The following is an 18346-nucleotide window of genomic DNA, read 5'->3' as shown; positions in this document are numbered from 1 at the left end:
CGATTAATCCAGTAAAGAAAGGGTGACAGGCGTCAGGTGGTTGTCTTCGACCCGTACTTGCAACTCGCCGTCACCGAGTTTGGCTTTCAAGCGTTGACCGGTGTGGGTTTGCCCGGCGCTGCGGATCGCATTGCCGCGCTCATCCAGCAAAATGCTGTAGCCACGGGCGAGGGTCGCCAGCGGGCTGACCACTTGCAGCGTCTGCACCTGGCTTTGCAGTTGCAGGCGACGGGACTTGAGGCCTTCGCGCATGGCTCGGGGCAGGCGTTCGGCAAAGTTGTCGAGACGCTGGCGCAGCAGCGCCAATTGCCGCCCCGGGTGTTGCCCGGCGAGGCGGGTTTCCAGGCGAATCAGTTTTTCCCGACGGGTATTGAGGCTGCGGTCGAAGGCGCGGCGCAGGCGCATGTCCAGATCATCCAGGCGTTGCGCTTGCTGGCGCAGGCGTTCGCCAGGATGACGCAGGCGGCGGGAGATGCCTTCCAGGCGCAGCCGATCACGCATCAGGCGGTCACGGATGCGCATCACCAGGCGACGATGCAGGCTTTCGACCCGACGCACCAGATCGCTGGAGTCCGGGGCGAGCAGTTCGGCGGCGGCCGATGGCGTGGGAGCGCGAACGTCGGCCACGAAGTCACTGATCGACACATCGGTTTCATGGCCGACGGCGCTGACAATCGGCGTCACGCAGGCATCCACGGCGCGGGCCACGGCTTCTTCGTTGAAACACCAGAGGTCTTCCAGCGAACCGCCGCCCCGGGTCAGGATCAACGCATCGAAACCACGGGCGTCCGCCAGTTTCAGCGCGCGGACAATCTGCGTGGTGGCTTCGCGGCCCTGCACGGCGGTGGGGATCAACGTCAGTTGAACCTGAGGCGCGCGACGGCGGAATACGCTGATGATGTCGCGAATCACCGCGCCCGTCGGCGAACTGATGATGCCGATGCGCTGCGGATGCGCCGGCAGCGGCACTTTCCGTTCGGCGCTGAACAGGCCTTCGGCACTCAGCTTTTCCTTCAAGGCATCGAAAGCCAGGCGCAGGGCGCCGTCACCCGCAGGCTCCACCGTGTCGAGGATCAGCTGATAATCGCCGCGACCTTCGAACAGCGAAACCTTGCCGCGCACTTTCACCGCCAGGCCGTCCTTCAGCGCTTGGCGAACCCGCGCCGCGTTCTGCCGAAACAGCGCGCAACGCACCTGGGCGCCACTGTCCTTGAGGGTGAAGTACACGTGGCCAGATGCCGGGCGGGCGAGGTTGGAGATCTCGCCTTCGACCCAGATATTGCTGAACACGTCTTCGAGCAACACCCGCGCGCGGCCGTTGAGCTGGCTGACAGTCAGAACTTCACGGTCCAGGCCGAGTCTTGCAAAGGGATCTTTAATCATGGGGCGCAGTTTAAAGGCAATCTCTGGCCGAATGCACGATCACTGAGCTGTGTAGGAGCTGTCGAGTGAAACGAGGCTGCGATCTTTTTATTTTTTTCGATAAAAATCCAAAGATCGCAGCCTCGTTTCACTCGACAGCTCCTACAGTGATCACCGGTATTCAAGGAAGACTTGCAGATGAACGTGCTTGAGTTGTTGCACCAATGGCCATTCGGCATGGTGGATTGGTTGGTGATCGGGCTGGGCATCGCCCTGGCTTACATCGTGTTCGGCATCGCCGGTTTTGGCACCGCGCTGGTGGCTGGGCCGGTTCTGATTCTGTTCATGCCTCTGTCGAAGATCGTGCCGCTGCTGGTGCTGCTGGATTTCGTTGCCGCGTTCGGCAATCTGCTGCCCTCGCGCCGAAATGTAGAGCGGTCCGAGTTGCTGCGACTGCTGCCGTGCATGGCGGTGGGGTGCACGTTGGGGGTGATTTTTCTGCTGAACCTGAAGTCCGATGTGTTGCTGCTATTGATGGGGCTGTTTATCAGTGCCTATGCGATTTACAGCCTGTGGGTCAAAACCCGGCCCACACAATTGTCCGCCGTTTGGGCGGTGCCGATGGGCACGGTGGGCGGGATGTTCGGGGCGCTGTTTGGCAGTGGTGGTTTTCTGTATGCGATCTATTTGAACAGTCGGTTACCCAAGGACGAGGCCCGAGCCACCCAAAGTGCGCTGATCAGTTGCAGCACGGTGGTGCGTTTGAGCCTGTTTGCCGTCGCCGGGGTGTATGCCGAGCTACCCTTGTTGATATTGGCGTTGTGTTTGTTGCCAGCGATGGCGGTGGGGCTGTGGATCGGCCGGCGATTGACCATGAAATTGTCCCGCGAGGCGTTCGTGCGGCTCGTGACCTGGTTGGTATTGGCCAGCGGGATCGCCTTGATCGGGCGTTACTTGAGTACTTGACCGGATTTCGTCAGGGATTAAGCTGCCGGCCGTCCTGACGCCTTCGCGGGCAAGCCCGCTCCCACATTGGATCTTCTGCGACCCCATTATTTGTGGCCACCCAAGATAAAATGTGAGAGCGGGCTTGCCCGCGAAGGCGCCAACTGGCGTCCCGCAGGAACATCCATTTGACGCAGTAGGCTTGCACCATGAACTCGCAAAGCATCATCGTCCCGAAAATCTCCACGCTGCCGGTTCACGAACCCCGGGCCCGGGCCGTCGTGCGGTGGCTGGTGCGCAAGAACATCGTCAAGGAAGAACTGACCACGTGCGGTCGTACCGGTAACCGCATGGCCCACGCCATTGGCGAGGGTGCCCGCGATGTGGTGTTGCGCCCCGAAGCGCTGCCATTCGGCGAGCCGATCAATGGCCTGGAGATCATCACCAAGCGCTGCATCTATACACCCGCCAAGGGTTTCCTGGGGGAGGCTGGCTGCCCCGAGTGTCGCAAGGAAATCGGTGAAGCGTTGTTCGAAAGCCTGGAAGACTGGATGCCGGGACGCACCGATAATTTCACCTGCCCCGAGTGCGGGCATGAAGATGACATCAACGGGTTTCTTTTCCTGCAGGAATGCGGCTTTTCCAACCTGGGGTTCATCTTTAACAACTGGGCCGAGGCCGGGTTCAAGCAGAGCTTTATCGACGAATTTGCCGACTGGCTTGATCAGCCCGTGAGTTGGGTGAAAGTCGAGTTGTAGGAAGTGACAATCCCCGTATATCAGTAATGCTAATAATAGACAGAGTTTTACATTGAACCCGAGGGGGTGTCTGACTATAATGGCGCGCTTCCATTTTCCCGCTCGGGAGCCCCCGCGATGCTGCGTATCAGCCAAGAAGCTCTGACATTCGACGACATTCTCCTAGTGCCTGGTTATTCCGAGGTGCTTCCTAACGAAGTCAGTCTCAAGACCCGCCTAACCCGTGGCATCGAGCTGAATATTCCTCTGGTTTCTGCCGCCATGGACACCGTTACTGAAGCCCGTCTGGCAATCGCCATGGCTCAGGAAGGTGGCATCGGTATCATCCACAAGAACATGACCATCGAGCAGCAAGCTGCCGAAGTGCGCAAGGTCAAGCGTTACGAAGCCGGCGTGGTCAAGGACCCGATCACTATCGAGGCCGACGCCACGGTTCGTGAACTGTTCGAACTGACCCGCATGCACAACATCTCCGGTGTTCCGGTCTTGCACGATGGCGACCTGGTCGGCATCGTCACTTCCCGTGACGTGCGCTTCGAAAACCGTCTGGACGCCACCGTCCGTGAAGTGATGACGCCTAAAGAGCGTCTGGTCACGGTCAAGGAAGGCGCCGACAAGAACGACGTCCGCGAGCTGTTGCACAAGCACCGCATCGAACGCGTCCTGATCGTCGACGACAAATTCGCCCTCAAAGGCATGATGACCGTCAACGACATCGAAAAAGCCAAGGCATACCCGCTGGCCAGCAAGGACGATCAAGGTCGTCTGCGCGTGGGTGCTGCGGTCGGCACCGGTAAAGACACCGGTGACCGCGTCGCGGCCCTGGTCAATGCCGGCGTTGACGTGGTGGTGGTCGACACCGCACACGGTCACTCCAAAGGCGTGATCGACCGCGTTCGCTGGGTCAAACAGAATTTCCCTGAAGTGCAGGTCATCGGCGGCAACATTGCCACCGGCGCTGCCGCCAAGGCCCTGGCCGAAGCCGGCGCCGACGCAGTCAAGGTCGGTATCGGCCCTGGCTCGATCTGCACCACCCGTATCGTCGCCGGTGTCGGCGTCCCGCAAATCAGTGCCATCGCCAACGTCGCCGCTGCCCTTGAAGGCACAGGCGTGCCGTTGATCGCCGACGGCGGCATCCGCTTCTCCGGTGACCTGTCCAAGGCCATCGTAGCCGGTGCTTCCTGCGTGATGATGGGCTCGATGTTCGCCGGTACTGAAGAAGCTCCGGGCGAGATCGAACTGTTCCAGGGCCGTTCGTACAAGGCTTATCGCGGCATGGGTTCGCTGGGCGCCATGTCCCAGGCTCAAGGTTCTTCCGATCGTTACTTCCAGGACTCCTCGGCAGGCGCCGAGAAGCTCGTACCGGAAGGCATCGAAGGCCGTGTGCCGTACAAGGGCAGCCTGAGCGCCATCATTCATCAACTGATGGGTGGCCTGCGTTCCTCGATGGGTTACACCGGCAGTGCCGACATCGAAGAAATGCGCACCAAGCCTGAGTTCGTGCGGATCACCGGCGCTGGCATGGCCGAGTCCCACGTTCACGACGTGCAGATCACCAAAGAAGCGCCAAACTACCGAGTCGGCTGATGCCGACAGCTAAAAGCCACAAGCTATAAGCTGCAAGCGGTACTGCATTCATGCAGCTACCGCGCGGCTTCCGATAACTTGCAGCTTGCAGCTTGAAGCTTGCAACTGCTTTTCAGAGCTCTCCCATGGCCCTCGACATTCACGCTCACCGCATCCTGATCCTCGACTTCGGTTCCCAGTACACCCAGCTGATTGCCCGCCGCGTGCGTGAAATCGGCGTGTATTGCGAACTGCATCCGTTCGACATGGATGAAGAAGCGATTCGCGAATTCGCTCCAAAAGGCGTCATTCTCGCCGGCGGCCCCGAGTCCGTGCACGAAGCCAACAGCCCTCGTTGCCCGCAAGCGGTGTTTGACCTGGGCGTGCCGGTCTTCGGTATCTGCTACGGCATGCAAACCATGGCCGAACAACTGGGCGGCAAGGTTGAAGGCTCCGATCTGCGTGAGTTCGGTTACGCCCGTGTCGACGTGGTCGGCAAGAGCCGCCTGCTCGACGGCATCGAAGACCACATCGACGCCGATGGCCTGTTCGGCCTCGACGTATGGATGAGCCACGGTGACAAAGTCACCAAGATGCCGCAAGAATTCCACATCCTGGCCAGCACCCCGAGCTGCCCGATTGCCGGCATGTTCGACGATGCTCGCGGCTACTACGGCGTGCAGTTCCACCCGGAAGTGACCCACACCAAGCAGGGCGGTCGGATCCTGTCGCGCTTCATCCTCGACATCTGCGGCTGTGAAGCCCTGTGGACGCCGTCGAAGATTGCCGAAGACGCCATCGCTCAGGTTCGCGCCCAGGTCGGCACCGACAACGTACTGCTCGGCTTGTCCGGCGGCGTTGACTCCTCGGTAGTTGCCGCGCTGCTGCACAAAGCCATCGGCGACCAACTGACCTGCGTCTTCGTCGATAACGGCCTGCTGCGTCTGCACGAAGGCGAGCAAGTGATGGCCATGTTCGCCGAGAACATGGGCGTCAAAGTAATCCGCGCCAACGCCGAAGAGCAGTTCCTGAACAACCTGGCCGGCGAGTCCGACCCAGAGAAAAAACGCAAGATCATCGGTCGTACCTTCATCGACGTGTTCGATGCCCAGTCCAACAAACTGGACAACATCAAATACCTCGCCCAAGGCACTATCTACCCGGACGTGATCGAGTCGGCTGGCGCCAAAAGCGGCAAGGCTCACGTGATCAAGTCGCACCACAACGTGGGCGGCCTGCCGGAAGAAATGAACCTCAAGCTGGTTGAACCCCTGCGCGAGCTGTTCAAGGACGAAGTCCGTCGTCTGGGCCTGGAACTCGGCCTGCCGTACGACATGGTCTACCGTCACCCGTTCCCGGGCCCGGGCCTGGGCGTGCGGATCCTCGGTGAAGTGAAGAAGGAATACGCCGACCTGCTGCGTCGTGCCGACCACATCTTCATCGAAGAACTGCGCAAGGCCGACTGGTACCACAAGGTCAGCCAGGCATTCGTGGTGTTCCAACCAGTGAAATCGGTTGGCGTGGTTGGCGATGGCCGTCGTTACGCCTGGGTAGTTGCCCTGCGTGCCGTTGAAACCATCGACTTCATGACCGCGCGTTGGGCACACCTGCCTTACGAACTGCTGGAAACCGTCAGCGGCCGGATCATCAACGAAATCGAAGGCATCTCCCGCGTCACTTACGACGTGTCGAGCAAGCCGCCAGCGACGATTGAGTGGGAATGATTGGACGTCCGGCCCTGACCGGTCCGATTAGCGTCCAGCGCTAGATTCGGAGGGGCGCAGGGAAGGCGTTTAGCCAATGCCAGTCAGTTATGCTGACTGGCATTTTTGTTTTTGGGGGAAAGCTCCAAAGCAAGAGCTGTCGCTTTCAATGAACGGTAAAGGCTGGCTTAGGTATTAGAGGAACTGTGATCGAATCAAATCAGTATCGAATGGCGTTATGCCTTGATCGGGCGCAAACACCGCCTGTGCGTGTTGCAGCGAAGCCACTCGTTCCCCTCGTGCTCGAACATGTAAGTCGAACAGAGTTTCCAAATCTGGCCGTGGTGTATGCACCAGAGCCCGCAGCATCAACGATATCCCACTGAGGTTGTTCTCGACGTTGTTCCACCGCGGAGATGAAGTGAGCCCCAGATCGGCCCAAATCATGCGTCGTTCCTGCAAATCCATTACGAATGGCAGACAGATCCCTGTGTCGGACGCGATATCGATACGGTCGAACACGGATCGCGGCTCGAATATCTCACCCGACGCCGTGTCGGCGCGGGCCATCCAGCCAGCGAAGCATTCTGGAAGATCGCAATACGGCTGCTCGGTGAATGAGTTGATAGACGTGACGACGTAGCGGATACCCTTCTCGACTAGGACATCAATGTCGAGGTCGATGAACTCCGAAGCCCCGTCGGGAGCGTCGATGATGTCGCCGCTGTGGTAGCCGCCGAAACCCTTTAGGTTGTAGTACGCGACCGTTTGTGTGAACACGAAGTTGGCGTCGAAAAATGCGGCGGACAAGTCGATGTCCGTGCGTTCACGACCGTTCTTCCACCACAGGAACAGGCGAATGTAACGTGTGTCAGGCATAGGCAACCGACTGCCCCGCACCAGCGTACGTAGTGACTTCGATGAGGCACGCTGCGCCAGCGGCACCCTGTATTCGCGTAATGCTGGATCGATGAAACAGCGGCCTAGTGGCGGCAGCGACGCGAAACGCTTTACGAGAGCGTCCTCGCAGATTTGGGCTGCACGAGCCAACACGTCGGGTGTGAGCGGTTCGCGTCGATCCTTGATGCCATAGATTTTGGCGAATGAACCTTTCGGTGTGAAGGCCCGCAGGGGCAGGGGGCGCGGAGCGCGTACTTGGGCCAGCAACTGCAGCAGGACAGGTGAAGACACTTGTGTCGCAACAGCCTCAAACGCTTCGAGAACCGACTCTGGTTCCGTCGCGCGCCGCAGGGTTGCGTCCAGCCGTCGTGCGAACTCACCAGGACGGCTCTGTAGCACGGGAACAAGCTCGGCGATATCGCGCTGGGCGAACAATGTTTCGACACGTGAGCCAAATGAGTCTGGCGCTTCGTTACGACGCGCCGCCGTGATGGCTGTCAGCGCTCGTGGATACTTATCGGCGTAGTCGCCCGGATGCAGTACTTCAGCCAGGCGTTTCCAGCGTTCCGCATGACGCATCACGTCTTCAGCAGCGTTGGGTATGTGATCAAGCAGGCTTAACAGCAGACGGCGCATCGAACGTTTCATCGCTTTGAAACGTGTCGTAGCGGTTGCCAGTGACACGTCTCCTCCGGTCAGCGCGACCGCGAGTCGTAATACGTCAGTTGCCGTCTCGACGTTTCGCTCCAGGAATGCGTCCACCCGAGCATCGCCGACTGCATGCAGGATAAGCGCGCAGCCAAGCTGTGCACGGATCTCCCGGAACGGGACGGCCTCAGGCAGGAGACGGAACACATCGCCTTTGTACTCTCGGACAAACCAGGCGAGATCGGCAGTTTCCTCTTCGGAGAGCGAGGTGCGCGATGAAACCAGCGGCTCGAGTAGTGACTCAAACTCGGAGATGCTTCCCGGTTCGATAACGCGGGATATGAAGTTGCCTTCAAGCATCGCAGGTCGAGGGTGTTCAGTCGGTGGTAAACGCCAAAGCGAGAGGTAGTGCATGACGGCGTTAAGGTACAACTCCGCCTCTGAGGCCGTCAGAACTTGCTCCGGAAAGTCAGGGTAAAACGGCTGATGGTGCACATGAGCACCAGTCTCCCGCCGAAGCACTACGACAATGTCGTGCAGCCAGTGCTTGAGCTCTGTCGCTGACAGCGTGCCGATTTGCTCAATCAGAGGCTCTGATAGTACACATCGGAACGCCGCGACTGCCCGGACAGCCGACGCGACCTGAGAGCGTGTGGCACCGCCAGTGCCCACCGGGACGTGGACTTTGGTACGGCGACGCAGGAACAGCTCCTGATTCATCCTTGATTATCTCCCTTGGCCGCCGTCGCGAACGAGCTGCAGCTTCGTGTCTACAGCCGATATAAAAACGCCTGCAAGAAGCAGGCGCGGTGTGGAGAGCGAAACCCCTAGGTCATAGGAGGTTTAGAAGGAAGGTGTTCCATAGCCACGGAGGCATTCTACGTAAGATTTTCCCTGTTTGTCAGGTTGCTGCGTGCCTCAACGGTAACAAGCTGCTTCGCCAGAAGAACAGGGATGATGAGCGACAGGTCGCTTGTCCATCGTCCAGACAAGCGGCGGCGTTATTGGCCGTGCCTTGGGCTCTTATCACCCTTCATCTCGTCGCAATCACTCACGAGCATTGCCGATGTGTTCGCATCTGGTAGGGAGCGATTTCAGTAGGTGGCGGTGGTGTTCATAAATAGTAGTTTGTTGAGCGTCGGCTGCTGCGCGCTATGTGCCTCCCAGAAACGAGCTGGACCTGTTAAAGTCCTCATCTTTTTTAAATTCCCGGCACCTGCCAATGAGTCAACGGAGCGGCTATGCCTACGTTTGACAGGCGACCAGAACTTAGGCCTGTAGCGTGCCGCACTGCGGCTAGCGAAGGTTAGTGGTGAGCGGCAGGTCTTCTATCGACATGTGATTGACCGGTGCCTTAAGGTGTTACGAGACGCACAACAAATCAAGCGTTTGTGTCTGGCCCGAATACTCCAATTGGACTGGCCGCAGAATGTTATCTGCAAGGTCTCACGGACAACTATTTTTCAAGGTGACTCCCCGCAAGGCTATGGCGCAAGCTCGCGGGACCGTCAGCATATGAGGAGCGATGATGGTAAGTCTGCCACCAAAGGAGTCAGGGGCTCGATCCGTTGTCTTCGCAGAAGGGGCGCAGTGGGTTCGCGCAGACTTTCATCTGCATACCCGAGCAGATCGAGAGTTCAAGTATGCGGGCGATGACAGCTTCTACAACAGCAACTATGTGGATGCGTTGGAGAGTGCGAACATTCGGCTGGGTGTCATCACTAATCACAACAAGTTTGATTTCGATGAGTTCAAAGCACTCCGCAAGACGGCTCTGAAGAAGGGGATTGCCTTGCTTCCGGGTGTCGAGTTGTCGGTCAATGACGGGGCCAATGGCATCCACACGCTTGTTGTGTTCTCAGACGAATGGATTGATGAGCACGACTACATCAACCCCTTCCTGACAAGCGCATTTGAAGGCAAAACGCCCGTGCAGTACGAGCAGGAGAACGGCCGCTCCTCCTGGTCACTTCTGGAGACGATCAGGAAGCTGGAAAGCTATCACCGCGACTTCTTTCTCGTCTTCGCCCATGTTGAAGCACCGAGTGGCTTGTGGGCGGAGTTGGATGGTGGCCGACTCACAGATTTGGGACAAAACGAATTCTTTCGGCGCAGAACGCTGGCATTTCAGAAGGTTCGCACGCACGACGGTGCAGGCAAAGACAAACCTAGCCGCACTAAGATTCAAAGCTGGCTGCAAAGCTGGTATCCCGCCGAACTTGAGGGCAGCGACCCCAAGTGTATCGATGAAATTGGTCGGGGCAAAACCAGCTACCTGAAGCTGGGCGAGTTGTCCTTCGGAGCGGTGAAGTTTGCCTTGGGTGATCCCGTTGCGCGGGTGGCTAACGAACAGCCCATACATCAGGGCTCGCACATTCGCAGCATCCACTTCGACGGTGGCATCCTCGACCGACAGACGCTGCACTTCTCCTCCGAACTCAACACGCTCATTGGAATTCGAGGCAGTGGCAAGTCGTCGATCCTTGAGGCAGTGTGTTACGCCCTCGACATTCCACGGGGCGAAAAAGCGCAGGACACCAAGTACAAGGATGAGTTGATCCGCCATACCCTCGGCAGCGGCGGCAAGGTGACGCTGACGGCCTGCGATATATACGGCCAGGAATTCACCATTTCCCGCATCTTCCGCGAAGCGCCGAACGTTTATCTAGATGGCAAGTTGCAGCCAGGCGTGTCGATCCGGGAGACCGTACTGCGCCGCCCGATCTACTTCGGACAGAAGGACCTCTCTAGCACCGGCGAAGGCTTTGAGACCGATCTGGTAGAAAAACTGGTCGGCGAGAAGCTTCGGATGCTGCGCGAAGAAATCGAAACTCAACGCCAACGCGTTCGCGACGCTGCCCAGCGCTGGCTCAAGCTTACCAATACCGCTGAACTCAAGCGTGACTTCGGGACTCAACTCAACGACGCCAACTTCCGTCTGAGCAAGTTCGCGGAGTACGGTGTCGCCGACAAGCTTCAAAAGCGTTTGGGCTTCCAGCAGGACGCAACTGCGCTCGTGCGCATGGATGAGCGGGTAGACAACTTCATTCTCGCCTTGGGAAGCTTAATCGCCGAGCACGAAGACGAGCTACGCAACGCGACGAGCTACGTGTCCAAGCAGAACCCAGGCTTCTTTGCGGCTTACTACGCCGAATTTTCCAAACTAGTTGCTAAAGTCGATCAGCTTAAGCAGATCGAGCAGGAGGTGCTCGCTGTTGCAGCTCGCCTCAAGGCCAAGCAGGGCGAGTTTGAAGGGGCGAGCCAAAGTCTTAAGGAGGAATTCGCACAGGTCGAGCGGCAACTGGCCCAGGAACTCAAGCAAACCGGTATGACGGCCATCCGGCCGGACGATTTCTTGGTCCAGCAACAGCGAAAAACCAAGGCAGAGCAAATGCTGGAGGCATTAGCCAAGCAAGAGTCACAGCAGATCAGCATTCGCGATGCAATGTTTGCTGAAATCGACAAGCTCAATGGACTTTGGCTGCACGAATTCAACACAATCAAGGCTGAGTTAGACCGCGTGAACGCTGGTCACACGGCGTTGCAGATCGAAGCTGACTTCAAAGGCGACAAGGAAGCCGCCATTAGCTTCATGCAGCAGCTTTTCAAAGGCAGCAACATCCGCGAAACCACCCTTCGGGCAGTCATGGAGAACTACGCCGATTTCGGTGGCCTCCTTCGTACCCTGCCGGAGGCTTTGTTCAAGGCTGGCAGCACCCCCGAGGTCTTTGAGAAGACCTTCATGCAAAACTTGGCCGAGTTCATTACTTGGCAGGTGCCTAACCGCTTCGTGATCCGCTATCGCGGCAAGGAACTGAAACACCATTCGCTCGGGCAGCGTGCCTCGGCGCTACTGCTCTATGTGCTTAGCCAACGGCAGAACGATGTGATCATCATCGATCAGCCGGAAGATGATCTGGACAATCAGACCATCTACGACGATGTCATCAAGCTGCTGCGTGAAATGAAGCCTTACACGCAATTCATCTTTGCTACTCATAACGCCAATTTTCCGGTGCTGGGTGACGCCGAACAGGTGCAAGCCTGCCAGTATCAGGATGAGAAAGTTGCCACAAAAAGCGGCAGTATTGACGCCCGTCCGGTGCAGGAGGCCATCATCAACATCATGGAAGGAGGCCAGGAAGCCTTCAACCGTCGTAAAGAGGTTTACAACCTATGGAAACCACAGAGCTGATCGACCTCCTCTCACGGGGTGAGGACAGTCGCCAGCAATTCAAGGCCGATATGACCAATGCCGATGGCTTGGCAGCCGAGATTGTCGCCTTCAGCAACACATCTGGTGGGCGCATCTTCATCGGCGTAAACGATGATGGCTCGGTGCGCGGTCTGTCTGGCGCCGACTTGGCTCGCCTCAACCAACTTGTCGCCAATTCGGCTTCTCAGAACGTCCGCCCCGCTGTAAATCCTTTGACCGAAAACGTACCGCACCCAAATGGCACAGTGATGGTGGTCTCTATTCCTGAAGGCGTCAGCAAGCCCTACATGGATAAAAACGGTGCTATCTGGGTGAAGAACGGCTCAGACAAACGACGTGCAACCTCACGCGAGGAGCTTCAGCGTTTATTCCAGCAGGCAGGCTTGGTGCATGCAGACGAAACACCCGTTGCGGGTCTGAGCGCGGGCGATGTGGACATGCCCTATTTCGAAGCCTTCTTCGAACAGCAATTTGGCGAGCCGCTCGCCGGGCACAATCAGCCAATGCCGCAACTGCTGACCAACATGAATTTGATGAGCCAAGGTCAGCTAAATGTGGCTGGTAGCCTGCTGTTTGCCAAGACGCCGCAATACTCGCTTCCTGCATTCATCGTCAAGTCTGTTGCTTTTGTCGGTAACCAGATCGAAGACGATCGCTACATCGACAGCCGCGACATTACCGGAAAGCTGGCTGATGTGTTCCAGCAGACGCTGGGCTTCATAATTGCCAATACCCGAGCCACGCAGGGCGATCAAGGATTCAACTCCCAAGGCCAGGCCGAAATTCCACGTGTCGTATGGGAAGAGCTGGTCGCCAACGCTCTAATCCACCGTGACTATTTTATCAGCGCCCCAGTGCGCGTTCTGGTCTTTGCGGATCGCGTCGAGATCATCAGCCCTGGACATCTGCCGAACAATCTGACCATTGAAAACATCAAGGCCGGCAATTCCAATATGCGTAATCCCATCCTGGCATCTTTCGCCACCAAGCTCCTACCTTATCGCGGCTTGGGAAGCGGGCTACTGCGAACTCTGCGGGCGTGGCCTCAGATCGAACTCATCGATGATCGTGGCGGTAATATGTTCAAGGCCATCGTGATGCGGCCCAATGTGCCGGAGGCGGAGCGATGATCTGCTCTGGATGGCGTGAATGCCGGACGATTGATTTTTTTATGGTGTTTTTCATGGGTTTTGGCGATTCGCATCTATAGAAATGCCGTTCCTACTGATTTTTTACTCGTTGATATTTGAGTGGGAGCGAGCCCACGGCACGGCATGAAAGAACCGGCTTTTGCCGGTTTTTTCATGCCCGAGCGAATGGCTTATTCTCGCTATTGAAAGAGCCGCATTGTGTTGGTGGCAGCTCTCTGTCGGTAGCTGGATATCGTGAAACACGGAAGACCAGAATGAAACTCCTCACAGATGATGAGATTAACGTTGCATACGCTCACGTCGAAGCCGTAGACGAAGGGCGCGTGGGACCAGATAGAGCAAATTATCTTGCGTTAACGGACGCTGATTTTGAACTCCTCCTGTACAGCATCTATAGAGGGCGTGCGTCTGATTTGCCGTGGTACAGCAATGCTCGTTTGATGGTCACAGGAGCTGACCAGGGGCGGGATGTTTGGCTCACGAAGGATGAGCGGCCGGTTGGGCTTATTCAGTGCAAAAAGGTTAAAGCTGGTTTCACTCGGCCGGACACGCTCCGTGAGGTAATCAAGTTCCTTCTAAATGTCGTGCTTGAGCCGGCGCTTATGCCGGACCCGACCGATTTCCGCTTTATTCTTGCCCTTGCTTCGGATCCTGCAAGTACAGCAACCGATTTTTTTGACACGTCACAGACTTGGCTAACTGCCAATGAAGCAGAGCTTTTAGGTCTGGTTACCGACGTCATTAAAAAGTATGAGGCATTCTCGACACTTAAGATCGAGGCTGTTATGCCAGGCATCAGTACGGCCCTCAAGAGTCTGAAATATGAGCTTCTTAGGCCAGTCGACCTCGATGCGTTACTGGAACGCATTCCTGCTGTCCGTCAGCGGTTTTTCAAAGTTCAACTTGTCGTGGCTCTGGAGGATGCCGAGGCTATGATTGAGGCTCGGTTCGCTGCAGTCGGCTTGGTTTCAAAGAGCACAACGACATTCACCAGAGATGATGTTGAGGAAGACATTGCGCGCGGGTCACGCGGTCTGGCTGACTGGCCTCAAATGATTTGGGGACAGCATATAGAACGACCAGAGTTCGACGATTTGATCCAGCGGATCAGTCGGCATCCTGCAGGCTCCACGCTGGTCGTAGGAGGAGCAGGGACTGGGAAGTCAGCACTTCTCGCTGAGCTGTATTGTGCCCTCAAAGCTCGCGGCCAAATTGTGCTGGCGATAAAGGCCGACATGCTTAGCCCAGATATTATGGACTTCGCCGATCTCGCTCGCGATCTTGGCATGTCAGGTGATATCGAGCAGGAACTTCTCCTGCTAGCGGTTGAAGGTCCGGTTGTACTAATCATCGATCAGCTTGACGCTGTCAGTGAAGTGATGGACCAGAGTTCACAGCGCATGCAGGTCTTGCTTCGCCTCGCGTCTCGGCTTCAGGAAGTAAAAAGTCAAGAGGACAATAAACTCCCCATCCATGTCATCGTTTCTTCTCGACCATTTGAGGCGAAGTTCGACGCTCGATTTAGGTTGCTTGATGCGGATGAGTTACTACTTTCCCTGCCTCCGTTCGAGCGGATTTCCGCGCTGCTCGGTGAGCTCGGTATCGACGCCACGGTGGTGCCGGATAGCCTCAAAGAGACGCTACGTACACCATTTGCTCTAGGTATATACGTCGATCTTGTCAAATCTGGCTTGAACCCCTCAGATCTGACAGCAGCAAATTTGCTTGATCGATGGCTCGACAAGAAACTACCCGCAGGGGCAGGACGGGCTTCGTGTATGGCGTTCTTGCGTCAGCTTGCAGCCGACATGACACAGTATGAGAGCCTCTGGCGGCCAGCGGCTCACTATGACCCAGACTACAGCGAGATGCTGCGTTGGGCCGAGTCGATTGGCATCGTTATTCGCGAGGATGCCAACATCGGCTTTAGTCATCAGTCGTGGCTCGATGATTTCCAGGCTAAGACGCTTCGAACCGCAGAAGAGTTGGCTGAGTACGCTTGGAGTCGCCAGGAAGGGTTGTTTGCGCGGGGCACAATATTGCGCGGCCTTGAGCATATGCGTCGGGTTGATGTGCCTTCCTACGAGATGGCTATTCGCTTGTTGCTACCAAACTCCAGGACGCGCAGACATTTGCGCCATCTTATGGCCGATTATTTAGCGAGTACTGATGATCCAGGCTTAAGTGATATTGCTTGGGTAGACTGGATGGCACGAAACGATCATGCACTTGCGAATCGGGCATTCAGGCAGGTAGCGATAAGATGGCCGCGCTGGAGATCAGGTCTGCTGACGCTCCTACCTTTTCTTCTGCAGGACGAAAAGCATCGCTGGAATGCGACCATGCTGCTCGTTCGAGAGGTTGCGGAGGACTCGAGCCACGTTATGGATCTGGTCGACCGCTATTGGTCGGATGCTTCGAATGACGGAGACGTGTTTAGTATCTGCGAACGCTCTGGTATTGCGTCCGATCGTGCAATCGCCCATGTCCGTAAGATATTCAGTCGAACGGCGCTGGCAGATTGGGCGATATCCCATTACGCCAAAACTTTGCATGAGAACGGTAATACCCGCGTTGCATTAGATCTCATCTCATTTTGGGCTGAGACACAGACCGGGGATCGGTACAACGGCATCAAGGTTTATGGTGTTGAAAAGATTGCCGCAGCCGCACCGCTATATTGTGCCGAACGGCTCCTGCCTTGGTTTGTCGGGGTGGCATCGCGAGAGATTGGCGATGGACGGCCTGGGCATAGGTATCCGCAATCGATATCTATTCCATACGATTGGAAATATGACTCTGGCGAGGGCCATTTGATGCAGCTTCTGCAGAGTGTGCTCGAAGAGTCTGTAGTTTCTGACCCGGTAGGAGCGCGCACCTTGCTTGATACTGTTGTAGCTGTAGAAATTGACGAGGTTCAGTCACTAGTTGCCGACACTTTGGCGGCGAATCCGGCACTTTTTAATGAGTATGCGCTCTCTTTCCTTTTCGCAGATCAGCGACGCCTTCATCTAGGTAGTGACATGTTCGACGATGAAAGAGGTATTGGTCACATGATCTGTGGCTGGTCATCAAGCAATTTGATCGCCCAAGTCATTCCTCACCTCTCCCACAATGATATTGAGAGGATTCGCGACTATATCGAGTCGTGGGAGCCTTGGAGGGAGGAATTACAGGAAGAGCAAGATCCCGCTCAGAGACTGATGTTGCTGCGTTGGTCTGATGAGCGGCGATTGCGTTTGCTTGCCGAGCTACCAGTACAAGTGCTGACGGCTCGTCGTCGTAGACAAGTTGAGGAGTGGAAGGTCGAACAGCCTCTACCGAAGGTAAAGCACCGAGGCCGGATGCTGGCGCGGTTCGTTGAGTCCCCCATGAGCCATGATCAGATGGCAAGGGCAAATGACGACGCGATAATCAAAATGCTCAATGCAGTCAACGACAAAGCTGGTCGCCATGAGAATCCGAAACATTGGCTAAAGGGCGGTGTTATTGAGTTGTCTCGGGCTTTTGCCGCATTTGCGAAATCGTTTCCAGATCGTGCTCTTCGTATCATTCCGTTTCTCCAATCTGGTCTGCACGAGCAGGTAGCGGGCGCAGCTATTCAAGAGTTGTCAGCGATCGAAGAGGTAAGCGCCCAGACTATTAAGGCGTTGGTTTGGGATCTTCATGCCCGTGGCTTCTCGTCGCGCGATTTCTGCCAGGATGCTGCCAGTGCTATGGCGAAGCTCGCAAAGCGTATGAAGGGGCTTGAGGATCGCGACATCATGCTCCTCCGTAGCTGGCTGCAACGTGATCCCAATGTGTTGGTCGCTGAAACAGCGCGTCATGCCGAGTTAAACAGATCCAATCGCGAACGGAATGAGAAACCGGATCGACGCCCTGAAGCCATGCTGTTTGGCCGAGGCGGTGGAATGCACTCTCTCCCTCAGCGCAATTTCACGCTGCTATCAGCAATCGCCGCAGGATATGTCCATCGTGACGGCGTGGACTGTGATGGTTGGCTCGCGGAGTTAGAGCACCATGTTACTCATCCTGAAGATCCCGAAGTTTGGAGTGGGATCCTAATGTTCAGGTCGCATGAGCTCTGGTGGGCGGATGCCGCAAGAGTGGGCGAACTGATTGAGGCGATCTGGCGAAGATTTCCTGCAGCGTTTGAAGATGCTGCAGTAGTCCAATCGTTGTGGCGCCTGCGCGTTCGCATGCGTATGGGCCTACAGCAGGAGATAGTCAACTTCTGGCTCAGACATAGCGATCATAAACTCAGACAGATTGGTGGTGAGTTCTCTGCTGCTAGCGTGATTGTCGATAGCGCTGCTTCTGGTGAGATGGGCGATCTAGTTGAAGCAGTGATAGCAGGAAGTGATATTTTTGCCAGGTGCGGCGTGTTATTTGCGGCTGCTGCGGGATGGGGCGAACCTGATCGAGATATTCGAAATCGCTCGCACGCCTACCTCATTGCGGTCGTCAGCATTGTCAGAGGATTCGAGGCTCATGCTCTATCTACAGCTGTCGATCGTGGCGAGCGATTGCCTCCTGACGAGATGACGCGATCCCTACTAGCTTCTGTTGCAGGAAATATTGATCTGCTTAAAGAGTCGATGGGGCCGCTATTTGTACGTTCGCTTCAGTACCTGCTGTTATATCCTGGCTTTGAAATGCTGGTGCTTGAAATCGCAGAGGCTGCAACTGAGCTTGCGGGTACATCGCCAGAAAGGACCGTTGGAGGGATGTACGACGGCGAATTTATAGGGCTTGTGATTGCACTTCAGCGCTCACCAATAGAGATCAAAACTCGTGCGATGACGGTCTATGAGCGTCTGCTTGACGCTGAGGTTTATGGCGCAGAGGATGCCGCAGCATTTGCTTTGCGCCGTTGAGCGGCCAAGCCAGTGCCCCGGAGGGCACAGTATCCTAGCGATAAAAGCCCTTGAGAGGGATTTTGATCCTGTATGGTGTTTTTCATGGTTTTAAAATTATAGGTGCCTTTAAGGCCTATAAATTACTCGTCTGAGCGAGTCTATTGATAATAGGGTGGGAGCATTCCCGGTCTGACGGATCGTCCGTAACACCTGAGAAGCCCCGTGAACGCGAGTTCAC

9 protein-coding genes are annotated in these 18346 nt (G+C 56.4%); 7 read left to right on the top strand and 2 right to left on the bottom strand.

Features of this window, described 5'->3' with window-relative positions; translation table 11 throughout:
* Nucleotides 1-3: 3 nt before the first annotated feature.
* Nucleotides 4-1383 (bottom strand): exodeoxyribonuclease VII large subunit, encoded by a 1380-nt coding sequence (xseA, locus tag K5K95_RS02970; protein WP_222588323.1) that lies wholly within the window; start codon nt 1381-1383, stop codon nt 4-6.
* A 177-nt stretch (nt 1384-1560) separates the two neighbouring features.
* On the opposite strand from xseA, the gene K5K95_RS02965 reads away from it, so the two are divergent.
* The 4 genes from K5K95_RS02965 to guaA all read left to right on the top strand — a co-directional run bounded on the left by K5K95_RS02965 (nt 1561) and on the right by guaA (nt 6355).
* Nucleotides 1561-2328, top strand: coding sequence for a sulfite exporter TauE/SafE family protein (locus K5K95_RS02965; protein ID WP_222588322.1), 768 nt, complete (start codon nt 1561-1563; stop codon nt 2326-2328).
* Between the two features lie 188 nt (nt 2329-2516).
* Nucleotides 2517-3065: a sugar ABC transporter ATPase gene (locus K5K95_RS02960; RefSeq protein ID WP_222588321.1), complete on the top strand. Its 549-nt coding sequence runs from the start codon at nt 2517-2519 to the stop codon at nt 3063-3065.
* Between the two features lie 117 nt (nt 3066-3182).
* The gene (gene guaB, locus K5K95_RS02955) at nt 3183-4652 is read left to right on the top strand and encodes an IMP dehydrogenase (RefSeq protein ID WP_090180524.1); all 1470 of its coding nucleotides are present in this window, start codon (nt 3183-3185) and stop codon (nt 4650-4652) included.
* A 125-nt stretch (nt 4653-4777) separates the two neighbouring features.
* Complete coding sequence (guaA, locus tag K5K95_RS02950) at nt 4778-6355, top strand: glutamine-hydrolyzing GMP synthase (protein ID WP_222588320.1); 1578 nt, start codon at nt 4778-4780, stop codon at nt 6353-6355.
* 174 nt (nt 6356-6529) lie between these two features.
* On the opposite strand, the gene K5K95_RS02945 is transcribed toward guaA, so the two are convergent.
* Nucleotides 6530-8602: a TerD family protein gene (locus K5K95_RS02945; protein ID WP_222588319.1), complete on the bottom strand. Its 2073-nt coding sequence runs from the start codon at nt 8600-8602 to the stop codon at nt 6530-6532.
* A gap of 805 nt (nt 8603-9407) precedes the next feature.
* Between K5K95_RS02945 and K5K95_RS02940 the strand changes: the two genes are divergently transcribed.
* From K5K95_RS02940 to K5K95_RS02930, 3 genes are all read left to right on the top strand, one after another.
* Nucleotides 9408-12077 (top strand): TrlF family AAA-like ATPase, encoded by a 2670-nt coding sequence (locus tag K5K95_RS02940; protein WP_261398131.1) that lies wholly within the window; start codon nt 9408-9410, stop codon nt 12075-12077.
* Nucleotides 12059-13228: an RNA-binding domain-containing protein gene (locus K5K95_RS02935; RefSeq protein ID WP_222588318.1), complete on the top strand. Its 1170-nt coding sequence runs from the start codon at nt 12059-12061 to the stop codon at nt 13226-13228. Before K5K95_RS02940 ends, K5K95_RS02935 begins: the two co-directional genes overlap by 19 nt.
* Before the next feature lie 275 nt (nt 13229-13503).
* The gene (locus K5K95_RS02930; protein ID WP_261398130.1) at nt 13504-18126 is read left to right on the top strand and encodes an ATP-binding protein; all 4623 of its coding nucleotides are present in this window, start codon (nt 13504-13506) and stop codon (nt 18124-18126) included.
* The last annotated feature ends 220 nt before the right edge of the window (nt 18127-18346 follow it).

The sequence above is a fragment of the Pseudomonas sp. DR48 genome, from assembly GCF_019823085.1.
Classification (GTDB): Bacteria; Pseudomonadota; Gammaproteobacteria; order Pseudomonadales; family Pseudomonadaceae; genus Aquipseudomonas.
Note: the sequence above shows the minus strand (reverse complement) of the source record. Positions and strands in the feature narration are given on the sequence as shown.

Coding starts and splice junctions, on each gene's coding strand:
- xseA (WP_222588323.1), bottom strand. CDS start 1,383: ATGATTAAAGATCCCTTTGCAAGACTCGGCCTGGACCGTGAAGTTCTG.
- K5K95_RS02965 (WP_222588322.1), top strand. CDS start 1,561: ATGAACGTGCTTGAGTTGTTGCACCAATGGCCATTCGGCATGGTGGAT.
- K5K95_RS02960 (WP_222588321.1), top strand. CDS start 2,517: ATGAACTCGCAAAGCATCATCGTCCCGAAAATCTCCACGCTGCCGGTT.
- guaB (WP_090180524.1), top strand. CDS start 3,183: ATGCTGCGTATCAGCCAAGAAGCTCTGACATTCGACGACATTCTCCTA.
- guaA (WP_222588320.1), top strand. CDS start 4,778: ATGGCCCTCGACATTCACGCTCACCGCATCCTGATCCTCGACTTCGGT.
- K5K95_RS02945 (WP_222588319.1), bottom strand. CDS start 8,602: ATGAATCAGGAGCTGTTCCTGCGTCGCCGTACCAAAGTCCACGTCCCG.
- K5K95_RS02940 (WP_261398131.1), top strand. CDS start 9,408: ATGATGGTAAGTCTGCCACCAAAGGAGTCAGGGGCTCGATCCGTTGTC.
- K5K95_RS02935 (WP_222588318.1), top strand. CDS start 12,059: ATGGAAACCACAGAGCTGATCGACCTCCTCTCACGGGGTGAGGACAGT.
- K5K95_RS02930 (WP_261398130.1), top strand. CDS start 13,504: ATGAAACTCCTCACAGATGATGAGATTAACGTTGCATACGCTCACGTC.